This window comes from Aeromonas sp. 82P (assembly GCF_051919365.1).
In the GTDB taxonomy this organism is placed as follows: domain Bacteria; phylum Pseudomonadota; class Gammaproteobacteria; order Enterobacterales; family Aeromonadaceae; genus Aeromonas; species Aeromonas veronii.
This window is the reverse complement of sequence record NZ_JBQBEV010000001.1, coordinates 185,314-202,010: the sequence shown is the minus strand read 5'-3', so window position 1 is coordinate 202,010 and position 16,697 is coordinate 185,314. Positions and strand designations below refer to the sequence as shown.

Sequence of the window (16,697 nt, the reverse complement as noted above, 5' to 3'; positions counted from 1 at the left end):
GAGAGAGGTAAAAGTGAGGCCACCTGCTGGTGGCCTCATGGTGAGTTGCCGATGATCCCTCAGGCGAGGGCTCGCTGGCGCTGCGGGGCCTCGCCAAACCAGGCGAGCCGGTCGGCAAGGGTCACCACGGATCCCACCATGATCAGGGCCGGGCTCTCGACCCCCACCGCCAGCGCGGGTAGCTCATCGAGAGTGCCGCGAATGACCCGCTGGCAGGGCTGGGTGCCGCGCTCGATCAGCGCCACCGGGGTGTTGCCCGCCTTGCCGTGGGCCAGCAGCTGCTCGCGGATGGTGGCGCAGGATGAGAGCCCCATGTAGAACACCAGAGTCTGTTTGTCCTTGGCCAGCAGCGGCCAGTCGAGATCCCGGGCGCCCCCCTTGCCGTGGGCGGTGACGAAGCGCACGCTCTGGGCGTGATCGCGGTGGGTGAGCGGAATACCGGCGTAGGCGGCGCAGCCGCTGGCCGCAGTGATCCCCGGCACCACCTGAAAGCCAATCCCAGTACCAACGAGCGTCTCCAGCTCCTCGCCGCCACGGCCGAAGATAAAGGGGTCACCCCCCTTCAGCCGCACCACCCGTTGCCCCTTTTTCGCCTCCTCCAGCAAGAGCTGGTTGATCCCCTCCTGCGGCACGCAGTGGTTGCCCGCCTGCTTGCCGACGAAGATACGTTTGGCATCCCGGCGCACCAGTGCCATCACCTCGTCGGAGACCAGCCGGTCATAGACCACCACGTCGGCTTGCTGCATCTGGCGCAGGGCGTGCAGGGTGAGCAGTCCCGGATCGCCGGGGCCGGCTCCCACCAGCACCACTTCGCCAGTGCTCTGGCTCTCGTCGGCAAACAGGTTGTCGGCCAGCTGGTGGGCAGAGGCACTATCACCGCGGGCCAGTGCTTGGCCGAGCCGATCCGCCCCGAGCAGCCGCTCCCAGAAGCGGCGCCGCTCTCCCATGCTGGCAAAGCGCGCCTTGACCCGCTCCCGCAGGCTGCCGGCAAAGGTCGCCACGGCCCCCAGATGTTGCGGCAGCAGGGCTTCCAGTTTTTCCCGCAGCAGCCGGGCCAGCACAGGCGCCTTGCCGCCGGAGGAGATGGCCACCATCAGCGGTGAGCGGTCGATGATCGACGGCATGATGAAGCTGGAGCGTTTCGGGTCATCCACCACGTTGGCAAAGATCCGCGCCTGATTGGCGCTTTGGTAAACCAGCGCATTCACCTCGCGCCGATCGGTGGCGGCCACCACCAGCCACTTGCCCGCCAGTTGCTGCGGCGCAAATTCACCGGCCAGCCACTCAATGCTCCCGTTGGCAGCCAGTTCTGCCAGCTCGGGGTCGAGCTCGGGCGCGACTACTGTGAGGTGGGCACCAGCATCCAGTAGCAGGCGCGCCTTGCGCTCCGCTACCTCGCCGCCGCCGACCAGCAGCACGGGTTTGTTGTCGAGTCGGCAAAAGATGGGCAAGTAGTCCATGGGGCCTCCGGATCAGGCGGTTCGGGTCTGGTTGGCGGTGCTGGTGGTTTCGCTCACCGCGACCGGGCGCTCAGCTTTCGGGGTGGCATACCAGTAGCCGAGGCCCATAAAGAGGACGCCGGAGACGGTGTTGCCCAGGGTTACCCACAGCAGGTTGTGGCCGATGCCGCCCAGGGTGTAGGCCTCGGAGTGGGCGCCGAACCAGGAGAGGGCGAACAGGGTCATGTTGGCGATGGAGTGCTCGTAGCCGGAGGCGATAAAGGCCAGCAGGCACCACCAGATGGCGATGAAGCGGGCGGCCCCTTCGGTGCGCAGCGCCATCCAGATGGCGAGGCAGACCAGCCAGTTGCAGAGGATCCCCTTCATAAACAGGGTCAGCGCCGGTGCCTGGGTCTTGGCCAGCGCCACCTTGTGGGCCAGACTGCCCGCATCCGGCAGCAGGCTGCCGCCGTAGGAGTAGATGAGCGCCACCACGATGGATCCAATCAGGTTGCCGGCCCAGGTCTGCGGCAGGATGCGCAGTAGGTCGGCCATGGTGATCTTGCCGCTTTTCACCCCGAAGGTGAGGAACATGGTGTGGCCGGTAAACAGCTCGGAGCCGGCGATGATCACCAGCGTCAGGGCGATACCGAAGGTGGCCCCCATCACCAGCGGCCGGATGGCGGGATCCACCAGATTGCCGAGGGTGAAGATGAGGATGATGCCGAGGCCCACATAGGCCCCCGCCATGGCGGAGCTGAGCCAGAAGCCGAGCTTGTCGCTGCGCTCGAAGCGGTTGATGCGGGCCGCGTTGGCGGCGCACTTGTTGATGGTTTCCGTGTACATCTTGTGAGTCCTTGAAAGGGCTGCCCTCTGGCAGCCCGAAAGAGAGTGAATTTGGCTTTAGACAGCGACCCAGACCTGCTGATCGCGCACTTCAACGGGGTAGCTCTGCACCGACATGGCGGGATTGTCGAAACAGTGGCCATCGCTCAGACGAAAGCGCTGCTTCTTGAGCGGGCTGGCGACCCAGAGCTCGCCGTCGTGTTCGCAGATCAGGCCCCGCGACAGCACGTTGGCGGCGAAGAAGGGATCCCGGTTGTCGATGGCGAACACCTCGGCCGCCGCGTTCGGGCGAAACAGGGCGATCTGGCGCCCCTCGATCAGAGCGCAGACACCGGTTCCCGGCAGGATGTCGTTGAGTTGGCAGGCAAGTTTCATCATTTGGTCTCCACCTCGATCTGGTAGACGGGGATGCGCTCGGCCGGGGTCGCCGGTCTGTGCTGGTCGCGCTCGGCGACGAACTGAACGTCCGGGTCGCGCTTGTCGCTGTTGATGAAGTGGCTGAAGCGCTTGAGCGCCTCCTCTTCATTGAGGGTGCGCGACCATTCGCACTCGTAGCTGTCGATGAGGGTCTGGATATCGCGCTCCAGCGTCTCGGCCAGCCCCAGCTTGTCGTCGACGATCACCTCACGCAGGTAGTCGACTCCCCCTTCCAGATTGCCGAGCCAAACCGAGGTGCGCTGCAGTTTGTCGGCGCTGGTGACGTAGAACATCATAAAGCGGTCGATCAGCTTGATGAGGGTCTCGCGGTCGAGGTCAGAAGCCAGCAGGTCGGCGTGGCGCGGTTTCATGCCGCCGTTGCCGCCCACATAGAGGTTCCAACCCGCATCGGTGGCGATGATGCCGACATCCTTGCCCTGGGCTTCCGCACATTCGCGGGTGCAGCCGGAGACACCGAACTTCATCTTGTGCGGGGTGCGAATGCCTTTGTAGCGGTTCTCGAGGAAGACCCCGAGGCCAACGCTGTCCTGCACGCCGAAGCGGCACCAGGTGCTGCCGACGCAGGTCTTGGCCATGCGCAGCGCCTTGGCGTAGGCCTGACCGGTCTCGAATCCGGCTGCCAGCAGTTTGCGCCAGATGGCGGGCAGATCATCCTTCTGGGCCCCGAACAGACCGATGCGCTGGGCGCCGGTGATCTTGGTGTAGAGCTTGTAGTCGCGGGCCACTTCGGCCACCGCCAGTAGCCCTTCCGGGGTCACTTCGCCACCGGCCATGCGCGGGATGACGGAGTAGCTGCCGTCCTTCTGCATGTTGCCGAGGAAGATATCGTTGGTGTCCTGCAGCGGGATATTGCGCGGGCTCAGCACATGCTCGTTCCAGCAGGAGGCGAGGATGGAGCCGACGGTCGGTTTGCATACCTCGCAGCCATAGCCCTGACCGTGTTTGGCCAGCAGCTCGTCGAAGCTCTTGATCCCCTCCACCTTGACCAGATGGAACAGCTCCTGACGGGAGTGTTGGAAGTGGGCGCAGAGGTGGTTGTTGACCTCGATGCCCTGCTTCACCAGCTCGGCGTTGAGCACCTGACTGATGAGCGGCACGCAGCCGCCGCAGCCGGTACCGGCCTTGGTGTGCTGCTTGATGGCGGCCAGCGTGGTGTGACCCTCGGCCACCGCTTGGGCGATGTCGCCCTTGGAGACGTCGAAGCAGGAGCAGATCTGGGCGCTCTCCGGCAGGGCATCCACCCCCAGCGTCGGCTTGGCACCGGCGTAGGCAGGCAGGATTAGGGTGTCCGGGTGGCTCGGTAGCGGCAGGGCGTTGAGCATCATCTGCAGCAGGTTGCCGTAATCTTCCACGTCACCCACCAGCACGGCGCCGAGCAATCGGCTGTTGTCTTCGCTCACCACGATCTTCTTGTAGACGCCGGCCTGATCGTCCTGGAACACATAGCTGTGGCTGCCCGGGGTGCGGCCGTGGGCATCACCGATGGAGCCGACGGAGACGCCGAGCAGCTTGAGCTTGGCGCTCATGTCCGCCCCCTCGAAGCGGCTGTCGCCGCCGAGCAGATGGTCGACGGTGATCTGGGCCATCTTGTAGCCCGGCGCTACCAGTCCGAAGAAGCGCCCCTGCCAGGCGGCGCACTCGCCGATGGCGTAGATGTCGGGGTCGGAGGTGAGGCAGTGATCGTCGATGACGATGCCGCCGCGCTCGGCGATAGCGAGATCACCGTAACGGCCCAGGGTATCTTGCGGGCGAATGCCGGTGGAGAAGACCACCACGTCTACTTCCAGCTGGCTGCCGTCAGCGAAGGCGAGGCGGTGTTTCGCCTGTTCGCCGCCATGCATCAGGATCTCGCTGGTGCTCTTGCTGGTGTGCACCTGCACGCCCATGGATTCAATCTTGCGGCGCAGCAGCTGACCGCCCTGACCGTCGAGCTGCTCGGCCATCAGCACGGGGGCAAACTCCACCACGTGGGTCTCGAGACCCAGCGCCTTGAGGGCACCGGCCGCTTCGAGGCCAAGCAGGCCGCCCCCGATCACCACCCCGCTCTTGCCACTCCTGGCGGCGCTGCGAATGGCTTTCAGATCCTCGATGGTGCGATAGACGAAGCACTCGTGATGCTGACTGCCCGCAATGGGCGGCACCCAGGGGTAGGAGCCGGTGGCCAGCACCAGCTTGTCGTACCCGACCACAGTGCCCTTGTTGGAGTGCACTTCGCGGTTGGCCCTGTCGATTTTTTTCACCGCTTCGCCGAGCAGCAGGCGGATGCCGTGCTTGTCGTAGAAACCGGGTTTGACGAGGGAGAGATCTTCGCTGGTGTGATGGGAGAAGTAGGAGGAGAGATGGACGCGATCGTAGGCGGGACGGGGTTCTGCACCGAAGACGGTGATCTCGTAGCGGCCCGGCTCGGCCCGCTCGATCAACTCTTCGATGAAGCGGTGCCCCACCATGCCGTTGCCCACAACGACCAGTCTGACTTTGCTCATGATTGCCTCTAGTTTGGAGTAATAAAACATCATTCTGGGGCTAGGCTACCCAGTCAGTCGGGGCGGGCAATTGATGCAAATCAAGTGTCTATTTATATATCTCGTCAGGGGTAATTCGATAAAATTCAAAGATATACAAAAATAGGTATACCAGTTGAGTGTTTTGGTGCTGGGTGCGAGTGGGACATAGAGAGAAGGGGGCTGGGGCTTAAAATGCAAAACGCCCCCATTTCTGGAGGCGTTTTTTTACAAACAGAACTGCGCTTACAGAATAAAGCGGCTCAGGTCCTCGTCTTCAATCAGCTTGCCGAGGTGGGCGTTGACGTAGTCGGTGTCGATGACAAAGGTCTCGCCGGACTTCTCGGAGGCGTCGTAGGAGATATCTTCCATCAGGCGCTCCATCACGGTGTGCAGACGACGGGCACCGATGTTCTCGGTACGCTCGTTGACCTGCCAGGCCGCTTCGGCCAGACGGCGGATGCCATCCTTGGTGAACTCGATGTTGACCCCTTCGGTGGCCATCAGCGCCTTGTACTGATCGGTCAGGGAGGCGTTCGGTTCGGTCAGGATACGCTCAAAGTCATCTGTGGTCAGGGCGGTCAGCTCGACCCGGATCGGCAGACGGCCCTGCAGCTCGGGGATGAGGTCGGACGGCTTGGCGATCTGGAAGGCGCCGGAGGCGACAAACAGGATGTGGTCGGTCTTGACCATGCCGTGCTTGGTGTTGACGGTGCAACCTTCAACCAGCGGCAGCAGGTCGCGTTGTACCCCTTCACGGGAGACATCGGGGCCCGAGCTCTCGCCGCGCTTGCAGATCTTGTCGATCTCGTCGAGGAAGACGATGCCGTTGTTCTCGACCGCTGCGATCGCTTTCTGCTTAAGCTCTTCCGGATTGACCAGACGGGCCGCTTCCTCTTCGATCAGCGCTTTCATGGCCTCTTTGACCTTGATCTTGCGCTTCTTCTTCTGGTTCTGGCCCAGATTCTGGAACAGCCCCTGCAGCTGGTTGGCCATCTCTTCCATGCCCGGCGGGGTCATGATTTCGACGCCCATCGGGGAGGCTGAGAGTTCCAGCTCGATCTCCTTGTCATCCAGCTGACCTTCCCGCAGTTTCTTGCGGAAGATCTGGCGGGTGTTGGAGTTGTCGGCTTTCTCTTCCTCACCCCAGGTGTTGCGCGGGTTGGGCAGCAGGGCGTCGAGGATGCGCTCTTCGGCGGCTTCCTCGGCGCGATATTTCATCTTCTCCATCTCGGTTTCGCGCACCAGCTTGATGGCGGCATCGGTCAGATCGCGGATGATGCTGTCCACTTCCTTGCCGACATAGCCCACTTCGGTGAACTTGGTCGCTTCCACCTTGATGAAGGGGGCGTTGGCCAGCTTGGCCAGACGACGGGCGATCTCGGTCTTGCCGACACCGGTCGGGCCGATCATCAGGATGTTCTTCGGGGTCACTTCATGGCGCATCTCTTCGTTGAGCTGCATCCGGCGCCAGCGGTTGCGCAGGGCAACGGCAACGGCGCGCTTGGCATCGGCCTGACCAATGATGTGTCTGTCCAGCTCGTGGACGATTTCTCTCGGGGTCATCTCGGACATGATGGTGTTCCTGTATCCGGGGCGGGCAGTGCCCACCCCTTGGGAAATTGGGTTGGCTGGCGGCCTTACTTGGCAGCGTAGTCCAGCACTTCGATGGTGTGGTTGCCGTTGGTGAAGACGCAGATGTCGCCCGCAATCTTGAGGGACTTCTCGACAATGGTCCTGGCATCCAGCTCGGTGTTTTCCAGCAGCGCGATGGCGGCGGACTGGGCGAAGTTGCCGCCGCTGCCGATGGCGATGAGATCGTGCTCCGGCTGCACCACGTCACCGTTGCCGGTGATGATGAAGGATTTGTGTTCGTCAGCCACGGCCAGCAGCGCTTCGAGGCGGCGCAGGGCGCGATCGGTGCGCCAATCTTTGGCCAGCGCCACGGCGGCGCGCTCCAGATTACCCTGATGGGCCTGCAGTTTTGCTTCGAAACGCTCGAGCAGGGTGAAGGCGTCGGCGGTACCGCCAGCGAAACCGGCCAGCACCTTGCCGTTATAGAGACGATGAACCTTGCGGGCGTTGCCCTTCATGACGGTGTTGCCAAGAGAGACCTGGCCATCGCCACCGATGACGACCTGACCGTTGCGGCGAACTGAAACTATGGTAGTCACTTTACTTACCTCGCTTGAGCCGAATGACGGCCTGACTGTGCATGGCAAGAAAGATGGGGATGGCAAACGGGCTTTTCAACCCTGCCTTTGGTCGGGATAAACGGGGTAGTAAAGAGCGTGGGTGCGAGTGACACCAAAAGAACAGGGCCGGGTGTTGCCACCCGGCCCTGCGTCATCGGTAAGCGGATTACCCTTTCTTGGGAATGCAGCCGCTGATGCCGGAGCTCTGCAGCTTGCTGTTGGCCGCGTCGGCGGCCGCCTTGCCGTTGAAGGGGCCCACCATCACCTTGTAGACGGTGCCGTTGGCGCCATTGATCACCTGCAGGCTGGAAGAGAGGCCGGCGGTGAAGGCGATACGCGCCTTGAGCGACTCTGCGGAATCCTGCGAGCGCAGGGCGGCGCACTGCATCATATAGCGACCGCTGTCGGCGGCTGCGGTCTGGGCTGGCGGAGTGGCCGCTTTGGCCTTGGCCGCTTCGGCCCGCTCCCGTTCCAGCTCGGCGCGGATCTCCCGCTCCATCCGTTCCCGTTCGGCCTTGCGGTCGATCACCTGCTCTTGCGCGCTGGCAACCGGTGCACCGGAGGTGGAAGGGGTGGTCGCCGGATTGGGCTGATAGGGCTTGGGCTGGCCGATGGGCGTTCCCGGTTGGGGAATGTCGGTCGGCACCGGTTGCGGCAGTTTCTCCGGTTGCAGGGTCATGGTATCTGCCGGTGGTGGCGGCAGCACACCCGGCTGGGTAGGCGGCTCTATGATATCGACCTGCTTGTTCTCAAGCCGTTCGATGTAGCTCCACTTCTCCTGAGGCAGCCCGTTATTCTGCGCTTTTGGCTTGTTGGCTTTTACCTGCTCCTCAATGGTGGGGGCATCGTTGCCCTTGCCATTGATCATGTAAAGGAAGCCACCAAAGCCTGCCAGCAGTGCCACGACCAGCAGCACTGGAATAACAGGAAAGCGGCGAGGGGCCGCTTTCTTGGTATTGCGGCCACCCGCCCGACGTCGCGGGCGGCTGCCGACATAATCCCGGGTTGCCATCTATTACATGCGCTCCAGGGTATGGATGCCCAGTACGCCGAGGCCCAGCTTCAGCACCTTGGCGGTGGCGGCGCACAGCAGCAGACGGCTCTGACGGCTTGCCTCGTCCACGCCATCCTTGTTGATCGGGCAGGCTTCATAGAAGGTCATGAAGTTGCCGGACAACTCGTACAGGTAGGTACAGAGCAGGTGTGGCATGCCTTTGTCTGCCACGCCGTTGACCGCGTCGGAGAACTGGATCAGCTTCTGGGCCAATACCTCTTCGGCCTCTTCGTTCAGGGTCACGTTGCCGGTCAGCGTTTCGGCATCGATGTTGGCCTTGCGGAAGATGGACTGGATACGGGTGTAGGCGTACTGCAGGTAAGGGGCAGTGTTGCCTTCAAAGGAGAGCATCAGATCCCAGTCGAAGATGTAGTCGGTAGTACGGTTCTTGGAGAGATCCGCATACTTGACCGCGCCCATGGCGATGGCGTTGACCACGTTGGCCTTCTCTTCGGCAGAGAGGTCGCTGTTGCGGCTCTCCAGCAGGGCGGCGGCGCGCTCTTCGGCCTCGTTCAGCAGGTCAACCAGCTTGACGGTGCCACCGGAACGGGTCTTGTAGGGACGACCATCCTTGCCCAGCATCATGCCGAAGGCGTGGTGCTCGAGGGGGACGGATTCCGGCACATAACCCGCCTTGCGGGTGATGGTCCAGGCCTGCATCAGGTGCTGGTGCTGACGGGAGTCGATGAAGTACATGACACGGTCGGCGCCCAGGGTCTCGTAACGGTATTTGGCACAGGCGATGTCGGTGGTGGTGTAGAGGAAACCGCCATCGCTCTTCTGGATGATGACACCCATGGCCTCGCCATCCTTGTTCTTGAACTCGTCCAGGAAGACAACGGTGGCGCCTTCGCTCTCGACCGCCAGCCCCTTGGCTTTCAGGTCGGCCACGATCTCCGGCAGCATGTCGTTGTACATGGACTCGCCCATGATGTCCTTGTTGGTCAGGGAGACATTCAGGCGGTCGTAGTTGATCTGGTTCTGTTCCATGGTCATGTCGACCAGCTTCTTCCACATGGTACGGCAGTACTCGTCGCCGCCCTGCAGCTTGACCACGTAGTTACGGGCGCGCTCGGCGAAGGCTTCGTCTTCGTCGTAGCAACGCTTGGCCTGGGTGTAGAAGGCTTCCAGATCCTTGAGTGCCATGTCGCTGGCGTGCTCGTTGGACATCTTCTCCAGATAGGCGATCAGCATGCCGAACTGGGTGCCCCAGTCACCGATGTGGTTGGCACGGATCACTTTGTGGCCGAGGAATTCCAGCGCGCGCGCAGCTACGTCACCGAGTACGGTGGAGCGGATGTGGTGCACCGCCATCTCTTTGGCCACGTTGGGGGCGGAGTAGTCCACCACCACGGTTTGTGGCGCGGGCAACCGTACGTTGGCGTTGGCAGAGGTCACCATGGCTTCGACCTGACCGGCCAGCCAGCGCTGGTCGAAGAAGAAGTTGATGAAGCCGGGGCCGGCGATCTCGACCTTGGCGATCAGGTCGGAGGCAGGCAGGTGCTCGATGATGGCAGCCGCCAGCTCACGGGGATTCTTGCGGGCTGGTTTGGCCAGCAGCATGGCCAGGTTGGTAGCCAGGTCGCCGTGAGCTTTTTCCTTGCATCGGTCTACTTGCACGCGGGCTTCCAGGTCCGCCGGCAGGACGCCTGCTGACTTGAGATTGGCTACCGTTTGTTCAAGTAGATGATGAATATGCTCTTTCATAACTGACCACCAAGGTTGCGCGTCGAAAAATGACTGATATATAAGGGCGTGAATTTTACCCGCATCGGCCCGAGAAAACTATAGGGATGACCCGCCGCTCGCTGTCGGGCGGATATTTCACTGCGTTTAGCGCCATATTCCAGAATATTGGGCGGAAATTACGGTGCTTATCCATTTCTACTGCATATCGAAGCGGCTTGTCCAGGCTATTTTCCCCTGATTGTTAAGGGTTTTTCCTTTCCGCTGACGGGAATGATCTCCTCCCTCTGGCCCGGCGTATCAACAGAGGTTCCCAACCGAGGAGTTTGCGATGCGACTGGCGCTGTTTCCCCTATCTGCCCACCTGCTGCCCGGCGGCGTCATGCCGCTGCGGATCTTCGAACCGAGATACCAGCGGATGATCGCAGAGGCGGGGGAGTCCGGCTTTGCCCTCTGCATGGTGGACCCTCGCCAGCCCGACGCCCTGCGCAACATGCTGCCCATCGCCACCCGGGTCACCATCATCGATTTCGGCCGGCTGCCGGACGGCATGCTGGGGATCACGGTGCAGGGGATGGAGCGGGTGCAGATAGAGGATCTGTGGCAGGAGCAGGATGGCCTGCGTATCGGCGAGGTGACGCCGCTGACGGCCTGGCCGCCCCGCCGGCTCCATCCCGATCAGCAACCGCTGGTCGAGGCATTGCGGGAGGTGTTTGCCGACTATCCAGACTATGCCGCCCTCTATCCCGCCCCCCGCTGGGACGATGGTAACTGGGTGGCCCAGCGCTGGCTGGAGGTGCTGCCGATCCCCCCTGAACAGAAACAACTGCTGCTGGCCGCCGCCGACAATCAGCCCGCCATCGCCTTACTAAAGGGGGTACTGGTGGCCAGCCACTGATTTTTTCTGACCCGCTGATCCGCCAGCGCCGCAGCGCCGTACAAGTCATTACCACAGCATGTTCGACAGCACACCAAAGGGATGGCGCAATGGCATATACTGGCCAACCACACTCGACCATACGCAGGACCTCGCCCGTGATGGATAACCCGGATGGCGATCTCAAATCTCTGCTGATCAGGGTGGCAGAGCAGGCCGACAAGGCTGCTTTTGCCCGTCTGTTCCAACACTTTGCGCCGCGCATTCGCAGCTACGGGCTGCGCCATCTCGGCAGTGAGGCCAACGCCATGGAGCTGGTGCAGGAGACTATGCTGCTGGTATGGCAAAAGGCGCGCCTCTACCACCCCGAGAAGGGGGCGCCGACCACCTGGATTTACACAGTGATGCGCAACCAGTGCTTCGACATGCTGCGCCGTCGCCGCGCCAGCAAGGAGGATCTCTGTGCCGAGGAGCTGTGGCCCGTGCTGGAGTTTCACGCCGAAGAGGAGCACCTGAGCGGCGGTGAGGATGCGGTGCTGACCCGTCAGATGGCCCACTATCTGGGCACCCTGCCGGAGCCGCAACAGCAGGTGGTGCGTGGCATCTATCTGCAGGAGTTCTCCCAGCAGGAGTTGGCGGAGCGACTCGGCGTGCCGCTCGGTACCATCAAGTCCCGCCTCCGGCTGGCGTTACAGAAACTGAAAGAGCAAGTGGAGCAAGGCCATGATTAAAGCCCATCCGACCGACCCTATGCTGCGTGCCTTCGCCGCCGACGAGCTCCCTCTGCCGCTGGCGGTGGGGCTCTCCGCCCACTGTGAACTCTGCCCCGATTGTGCTGCCCGCCTGAAGACATTCGAAGAGGAGCTGGCGCAGCAATATCTTGCTTCGCCAGCAGAGCCCGAGCTGGCCTCCCGCGATGAAGTAGCGCTGGATGCCGGATTCGACGCCATGCTGGCGGATATTCTGGCGCAGCCGCTGGCAGAGCCCCTCTCCGAGCCAACACATGACCAGCCCCGAACGCAGCACGGCGAGCTGGAGGTGGCCGGTCAGGCCTACCGTTTGCCACGGGTGCTGGCCCGTTATCGTTCGCCCAAGTGGCGCCATATCGGGGCCATTCGTCAACAGAGTTTGCCGCTGGACGAGATGGGGGCGCGAGCCAGTTTGCTCCACATCGAAGCGGGCGGCCGCATCCCCGAGCACACCCATCAGGGTTATGAGCTGACCCTGCTGCTGGCGGGCAATATTCAGGATGGCGATACCCTTTACAAGGCGGGAGATTTCATCTGGCGTGATGCCAGCCACTCTCACAGCCCGCATACGCCGGACGGTTGCCTCTGCTACACGGTGCAGGATGCGCCGGTGCAGTTCACCAAGGGGTTGTCGCGGCTGCTGAATGGCATCAGCCAGCACCTCTACTGAGCACCATGACGCCATAGAAAAAGGGACCAAGTTGGTCCCTTTTCTCATTTCATTGCAGGCTGCCGGTCAGGCGACAAACACCAGATAGACGGCGAATGCCACGATAAAGCGGTAGATGGCGAACGGGATGAAGTCGATGCGGCGGATCAATGTCAGGAAGGTCTTGATCGCAAACATCGCCACCACGAAGGCGGTGATAAAGCCCACTGCAAACATCGGGAAGTCGGCCATCGAGAGGAAATCGCGGCTCTTGTAGAGATCAAGTCCGCTGGCCGCCACCATCATGGGTACTGCCATGATGAAAGAGAACTCGGCGGCGGCGTGACGGCTGATCCCCATCAGCATGCCACCACTGATGGTGGCGCCGGAGCGGGAGAAGCCGGGCCACAGGGCCAGACACTGGAACAGACCGATGCCGAACGCCTGCTTGTAGCTGATGTCATCCAGGGTTTCGGCTGTGACGGCCGGGCGGAACTTCTCGGCGATGATCAGCAGGATGCCCCCCGCGACCAGCGCGTACATGACGGTTTGTGGGCCAAATAGGTTGGCCTTGATCCAGCTGTGGATGGCCAGACCGACCACGATGGCGGGCATCATGCCGAGGATGACATGCACCAGCGACAGGGTCGCGTGATCCCGGGACGGCTTCTGGCCGAAGTGAATGCCAATCAGGCCAAACAGGCGGCGCCAGAAGACGGCGACCACGGCGAGGATGGAGCCAAGCTGGATCACCACTTCGAAAGTGGCAGCCTTGGGCCCTTCAAAGCCCAGCAGATGGCCGACGATAATCATGTGGCCGGTGGAGGAGACGGGGAGGAACTCGGTCAGCCCCTCGACGACGCCCAGAATAAAGGCGACCAGCAGGCTATAGGTGTCAGTCATCGAACAAACAATCCTTAACTTCGTTGATGTAAAAACGCCCCGGGAGGGTCTCGGGGCGGCTTATCTTGCTCGATAGTGACTGCTGAGGCTATGTAAAAATCATGAAAACTTTAAGTCAGTCGCGGATAAAACGGTAGCGGGTCTGGTGGTGATAACGCCCGCCCGGCAGCAGCCAGGGGTTGCCCAGCTTGGGGCGATTGGGGCTGTCCGGCAGCTGTTGCGCCTCAAGACAGAAGCCGTCGTGATCCCGGTGCGACTGGCCGCTACGGTTCGGGGTATTGGCCAGCCAGTTGCCGCTGTAGAACTGCAGCGAGGGTTGGTTGGTGTAGACCTCCATCGCCAGCTGCTTGTCGCCCGAGACTACCCGAGCGGCCCATTCTGATGCCGGGCCGTTGAGCACAAAGGCGTGATCGTACCCCTTGGCCTGTTGCTGCTGGGGATGGCTCAGCCAATCCTGGCCAATCAGGCGCTCGCGGCGCAGATCGAATGGCCCCTCCACCGGAGTGATGGTGATCGGCAAACCGTTCGGGTCGGTCGGCAGGAAGTGGTCGGCATTGATGCTGATGAGGTGGTCACGGATATCGCCGCCATCGGTTTGCCCATCGAGATTGAAGTAGGCGTGGCTGGTGAGGCTGACCGGGGTTGTGGCATCCGTGCTGGCCACAAAATCGACCACCAGATCGCTCTGCTCCAGCCGGTACTCCAAGGTGACCCGCAGATTGCCGGGAAATCCCTGATCCCCCGCCCGGGAGAGCAACGCCAGCTTGACCCGATCCGCCTCCAGCTCCTTGATTTGCCAGCGCTGGCGATGAAAGCCTGCCTGCCCGCCGTGCAGACAGTTGGGTGCCTGATTGGCATTCAGCGGCCAGCGCTGTCCATCACGCACCAGCTCGGCACCACCGATGCGGTTGGCAAAGCGTCCTGCCACCGCGCCCAGCCACACCTGCTGGGTGGGATAGGCGTCGTCGGCACAGCCCAGCAGCACTTCACGCCGTTTGCCCGCCACCGGCAGGGTGAGGGAGGTGAGGGTGGCGCCGAAGTCGAGGCCGCGCAGCCGCAGCCCCTCTTCATTTTCCAGTTCGAACGGGGTCATGGCGCTGCTCATAGCTTGCCTGCACCGGCGCTGGCAGAGCAGACGTAGCAGTCGGCCTTGAGGCCCGAGATGGCCGGATACTCTGCCTCGACGGCAGCGATCACCTCGGCCACCTTCTCCGGGCGCAGCAGGGCGACCACGCAGCCGCCGAAGCCGCCGCCGGTCATCCGCACGCCGCCATCGGTACCGATCCTGGCCTTGATGATCTCCACCAGACCGTCGATGGCGGGCACTGTGATCTCGAAATCATCGCGCATGGCGGCGTGCGACTGCGCCATCAGTTCGCCGAGACGGGTCAGATCGTGGCTCGCCAGTGCATCGGCCGCCGCCAGGGTGCGGGCGTTTTCACCGACGATGTGGCGGGCACGACGATAGCAAGCATCATCCAGCCCGGCCTTGCCCGCTTCCAGTCCGGCCAGATCGAGGTCGCGCAGCGCCTTGACTCCGTAGTGACGGGCGGCCGCTTCGCACTGCTGGCGGCGGGTGTTGTATTCGCTGTCCACCAGACCGCGACGCACATTGGAGTTGACGATTAGCACCGCCAGATCCGCAGGCATGGGGATGAGGCGAGTCTCCAGCGAGCGGCAGTCGAGCAGCAGGGCATGATCCGTTTTGCCGTTGGCGGAGATCATCTGATCCATGATGCCGCAGTTGCAGCCGACGAACTTGTTCTCCGCCTGCTGGCCGTTGAGGGCGATCTCGGCCTGGCTGATGTCGAGCCCCAGCGCCTCCTTGAAGGCCTGACCGATGGCCACTTCCAGTGAGGCGGAGGAGGAGAGCCCCGCCCCCTGCGGCACGTTGCCGGAGACCAGCAGATCGAGGCCGCGCAGGGCATAACCGCGCTCTTGCAGATACTTCACCACGCCGCGGATGTAGTCGCTCCAGCGCTGGCTGGGGTGGTGCTCGATGGGCTGGTCGAGGTCGAACTGGTCGCGCTGGTTGTCGTAGTCGGCGGCGATCACCTGCACTTGTCGGTCATCGCGCAGGCCGATGGCAACGCAGGTCTCGTAGTCGATGGCGCAGGGCAGCACGAAGCCGTCGTTGTAGTCGGTATGTTCACCTATGAGGTTGACGCGACCTGGGGCGCGCACCAGCAGATCGGGCGCTTTGGCAAATTGCTCGGCAAAAACGGTGCTGACGCGTTGGCTGGGGGTCATAGGGCCTCCTCATTGGTGTGGCTGGTCTGGTTGTAGTGAACGGGGCTCAGAGCGCGCAGGCGCTCGGCGGCCTGCTCCGGAGTCAGGTCGCGCTGGGTTTCGGCCAGCATCTCGAAGCCCACCATAAATTTGCGCACGGTGGCGGAGCGTAGCAGGGGCGGATAGAAGTGGGCATGCAACTGCCACGCCTCGGGGCAATCCGATTTGGGCGGCGCAAAGTGCCAGCCCATGGAGTAGGGGAAGCTGCACTCGAACAGGTTGTCGTAGCGGCTGGTGAGCTCCTTGAGCGCCACCGCCAGATCCTGTTGCTGGGCCTGGGTCAGATTGAGCATGGAGGGGACGTGCGCCTTGGGCAGCAGCAGGGTTTCGAACGGCCAGGCGGCCCAGAAGGGAACGACGGCGAGCCAGTGCTCGGTCTCTACCACGATGCGCGAGCGATCCGCCAACTCCCGCTCCACATATTCCAGCAGCATGGGGCGGCCATGCTCGGCCAGCCAGTCACGCTGGTGCTGCTCTTCGCGGGCGATCTCGTTGGGCAGGAAGTCGCTGCCCCAGATCTGGCCGTGGGGGTGCGGGTTGGAGCAGCCCATGACGGCCCCTTTGTTTTCAAAGACCTGCACCCATTCCCACTGGGCTGACAGTTCGGCGACCTGATCCATCCAGGTGGTGATCACCCCTTCGATGGCGGGCAGCGGCAGCTCGGGCAGGGTCTTGCCGTGATCCGGCGAGAAGCAGATGACCCGGCTGGTGCCGCGGGCGGCTTCCAGCTTCAGCAGGGGATCGCTGGCGCTATCGGCGGCCGGAGTATCCTGCATCAGAGCGGCGAAGTCGTTGGTAAAGACAAAAGTGCCCTTGTAGTCGGGGTTGATGTCGCCAGTGACCCGGGTGTTGCCCGCGCAGAGGAAGCAGTCGGGATCGTGGGCCTGTTTGGGGGCCTGGCTCACCTTCTCCACCTGTCCCTGCCAGGGGCGTTTGGCCCGATGGGGGGAGACCAGCACATACTGGCCGGTCAGCGGGTTGAAGCGGCGATGGGGATGATCGACGGGGTTGAACATCATCTCTCCTGAATAAGGCATTGAAAAATAGGGTCGTCTATTAACAGGGAGCAGG

15 protein-coding genes are annotated in these 16,697 nt (G+C 62.6%); 3 read left to right on the top strand and 12 right to left on the bottom strand.

The genetic code is table 11. From position 1 onward, the window contains the following. Nucleotides 1–59 precede the first annotated feature (59 nt). From cysG to argS, 8 genes are all read right to left on the bottom strand, one after another. Nucleotides 60–1,460 carry a siroheme synthase CysG gene (gene cysG / locus ACTG2S_RS00925; RefSeq protein WP_279498866.1) on the bottom strand — a complete coding sequence of 467 codons (1,401 nt, stop codon included), beginning with the start codon at nucleotides 1,458–1,460 and terminating at the stop codon, nucleotides 60–62. 12 nt (nucleotides 1,461–1,472) lie between these two features. Beyond that, a complete protein-coding gene (gene nirC / locus ACTG2S_RS00920) occupies nucleotides 1,473–2,285 on the bottom strand; it encodes a nitrite transporter NirC (protein WP_199427791.1) in 813 nt (270 codons plus the stop codon). A gap of 57 nt (nucleotides 2,286–2,342) precedes the next feature. Beyond that, nucleotides 2,343–2,660 (bottom strand): nitrite reductase small subunit NirD, encoded by a 318-nt coding sequence (gene nirD, locus ACTG2S_RS00915; protein ID WP_042079916.1) that lies wholly within the window; start codon nucleotides 2,658–2,660, stop codon nucleotides 2,343–2,345. Further along, nucleotides 2,660–5,206 (bottom strand): nitrite reductase large subunit NirB, encoded by a 2,547-nt coding sequence (nirB, locus tag ACTG2S_RS00910; RefSeq protein ID WP_279498865.1) that lies wholly within the window; start codon nucleotides 5,204–5,206, stop codon nucleotides 2,660–2,662. Before nirB ends, nirD begins: the two co-directional genes overlap by 1 nt. A 264-nt stretch (nucleotides 5,207–5,470) precedes the next feature. Beyond that, on the bottom strand, nucleotides 5,471–6,799 hold the full coding sequence (gene hslU / locus ACTG2S_RS00905) for an HslU--HslV peptidase ATPase subunit (protein WP_033136355.1): 1,329 nt from the start codon (nucleotides 6,797–6,799) through the stop codon (nucleotides 5,471–5,473). Nucleotides 6,800–6,864: 65 nt separating this feature from the next. Beyond that, nucleotides 6,865–7,398, bottom strand: coding sequence for an ATP-dependent protease subunit HslV (gene hslV / locus ACTG2S_RS00900; RefSeq protein ID WP_005342555.1), 534 nt, complete (start codon nucleotides 7,396–7,398; stop codon nucleotides 6,865–6,867). Between the two features lie 187 nt (nucleotides 7,399–7,585). Next, entirely contained in the window at nucleotides 7,586–8,431 is an 846-nt protein-coding gene (locus tag ACTG2S_RS00895; protein WP_005340771.1) for an SPOR domain-containing protein, read from the bottom strand. A gap of 3 nt (nucleotides 8,432–8,434) precedes the next feature. After that, nucleotides 8,435–10,180 carry an arginine--tRNA ligase gene (gene argS, locus ACTG2S_RS00890; RefSeq protein WP_100644794.1) on the bottom strand — a complete coding sequence of 582 codons (1,746 nt, stop codon included), beginning with the start codon at nucleotides 10,178–10,180 and terminating at the stop codon, nucleotides 8,435–8,437. A 310-nt stretch (nucleotides 10,181–10,490) separates the two neighbouring features. Between argS and ACTG2S_RS00885 the strand changes: the two genes are divergently transcribed. The 3 genes from ACTG2S_RS00885 to ACTG2S_RS00875 all read left to right on the top strand — a co-directional run bounded on the left by ACTG2S_RS00885 (nucleotide 10,491) and on the right by ACTG2S_RS00875 (nucleotide 12,455). Next, nucleotides 10,491–11,057, top strand: a complete 567-nt coding sequence (locus tag ACTG2S_RS00885; RefSeq protein ID WP_439981867.1) for an LON peptidase substrate-binding domain-containing protein — start codon at nucleotides 10,491–10,493, stop codon at nucleotides 11,055–11,057. A 140-nt stretch (nucleotides 11,058–11,197) separates the two neighbouring features. After that, entirely contained in the window at nucleotides 11,198–11,767 is a 570-nt protein-coding gene (locus tag ACTG2S_RS00880) for a sigma-70 family RNA polymerase sigma factor (RefSeq protein ID WP_244774811.1), read from the top strand. Further along, the gene (locus ACTG2S_RS00875; protein WP_244774773.1) at nucleotides 11,760–12,455 is read left to right on the top strand and encodes a ChrR family anti-sigma-E factor; all 696 of its coding nucleotides are present in this window, start codon (nucleotides 11,760–11,762) and stop codon (nucleotides 12,453–12,455) included. The genes ACTG2S_RS00880 and ACTG2S_RS00875 overlap by 8 nt, the downstream gene beginning before the upstream one ends. A 66-nt stretch (nucleotides 12,456–12,521) precedes the next feature. Here the strand turns inward: ACTG2S_RS00875 and bacA are convergent, their stop codons facing one another. The 4 genes from bacA to ACTG2S_RS00855 form a co-directional block, all read right to left on the bottom strand. Next, the gene (gene bacA / locus ACTG2S_RS00870; protein WP_005355537.1) at nucleotides 12,522–13,337 is read right to left on the bottom strand and encodes an undecaprenyl-diphosphate phosphatase; all 816 of its coding nucleotides are present in this window, start codon (nucleotides 13,335–13,337) and stop codon (nucleotides 12,522–12,524) included. 115 nt (nucleotides 13,338–13,452) lie between these two features. After that, complete coding sequence (gene galM, locus ACTG2S_RS00865) at nucleotides 13,453–14,442, bottom strand: galactose-1-epimerase (RefSeq protein WP_244774771.1); 990 nt, start codon at nucleotides 14,440–14,442, stop codon at nucleotides 13,453–13,455. Then, nucleotides 14,439–15,587 carry a galactokinase gene (gene galK / locus ACTG2S_RS00860; protein ID WP_244774769.1) on the bottom strand — a complete coding sequence of 383 codons (1,149 nt, stop codon included), beginning with the start codon at nucleotides 15,585–15,587 and terminating at the stop codon, nucleotides 14,439–14,441. The genes galM and galK overlap by 4 nt, the downstream gene beginning before the upstream one ends. Continuing rightward, nucleotides 15,584–16,642: a UDP-glucose--hexose-1-phosphate uridylyltransferase gene (locus ACTG2S_RS00855; protein WP_244774809.1), complete on the bottom strand. Its 1,059-nt coding sequence runs from the start codon at nucleotides 16,640–16,642 to the stop codon at nucleotides 15,584–15,586. Before ACTG2S_RS00855 ends, galK begins: the two co-directional genes overlap by 4 nt. Nucleotides 16,643–16,697 lie beyond the last annotated feature (55 nt).

Excerpts from the sequence above, each read along its gene's own strand:
- ACTG2S_RS00880 (WP_244774811.1), top strand. The coding sequence starts at position 11,198 with ATGGATAACCCGGATGGCGATCTCAAATCTCTGCTGATCAGGGTGGCA.
- argS (WP_100644794.1), bottom strand. The coding sequence starts at position 10,180 with ATGAAAGAGCATATTCATCATCTACTTGAACAAACGGTAGCCAATCTC.
- ACTG2S_RS00855 (WP_244774809.1), bottom strand. The coding sequence starts at position 16,642 with ATGTTCAACCCCGTCGATCATCCCCATCGCCGCTTCAACCCGCTGACC.
- galK (WP_244774769.1), bottom strand. The coding sequence starts at position 15,587 with ATGACCCCCAGCCAACGCGTCAGCACCGTTTTTGCCGAGCAATTTGCC.
- bacA (WP_005355537.1), bottom strand. The coding sequence starts at position 13,337 with ATGACTGACACCTATAGCCTGCTGGTCGCCTTTATTCTGGGCGTCGTC.
- galM (WP_244774771.1), bottom strand. The coding sequence starts at position 14,442 with ATGAGCAGCGCCATGACCCCGTTCGAACTGGAAAATGAAGAGGGGCTG.
- nirC (WP_199427791.1), bottom strand. The coding sequence starts at position 2,285 with ATGTACACGGAAACCATCAACAAGTGCGCCGCCAACGCGGCCCGCATC.
- hslU (WP_033136355.1), bottom strand. The coding sequence starts at position 6,799 with ATGTCCGAGATGACCCCGAGAGAAATCGTCCACGAGCTGGACAGACAC.
- nirD (WP_042079916.1), bottom strand. The coding sequence starts at position 2,660 with ATGAAACTTGCCTGCCAACTCAACGACATCCTGCCGGGAACCGGTGTC.
- cysG (WP_279498866.1), bottom strand. The coding sequence starts at position 1,460 with ATGGACTACTTGCCCATCTTTTGCCGACTCGACAACAAACCCGTGCTG.
- ACTG2S_RS00875 (WP_244774773.1), top strand. The coding sequence starts at position 11,760 with ATGATTAAAGCCCATCCGACCGACCCTATGCTGCGTGCCTTCGCCGCC.
- ACTG2S_RS00895 (WP_005340771.1), bottom strand. The coding sequence starts at position 8,431 with ATGGCAACCCGGGATTATGTCGGCAGCCGCCCGCGACGTCGGGCGGGT.
- nirB (WP_279498865.1), bottom strand. The coding sequence starts at position 5,206 with ATGAGCAAAGTCAGACTGGTCGTTGTGGGCAACGGCATGGTGGGGCAC.
- ACTG2S_RS00885 (WP_439981867.1), top strand. The coding sequence starts at position 10,491 with ATGCGACTGGCGCTGTTTCCCCTATCTGCCCACCTGCTGCCCGGCGGC.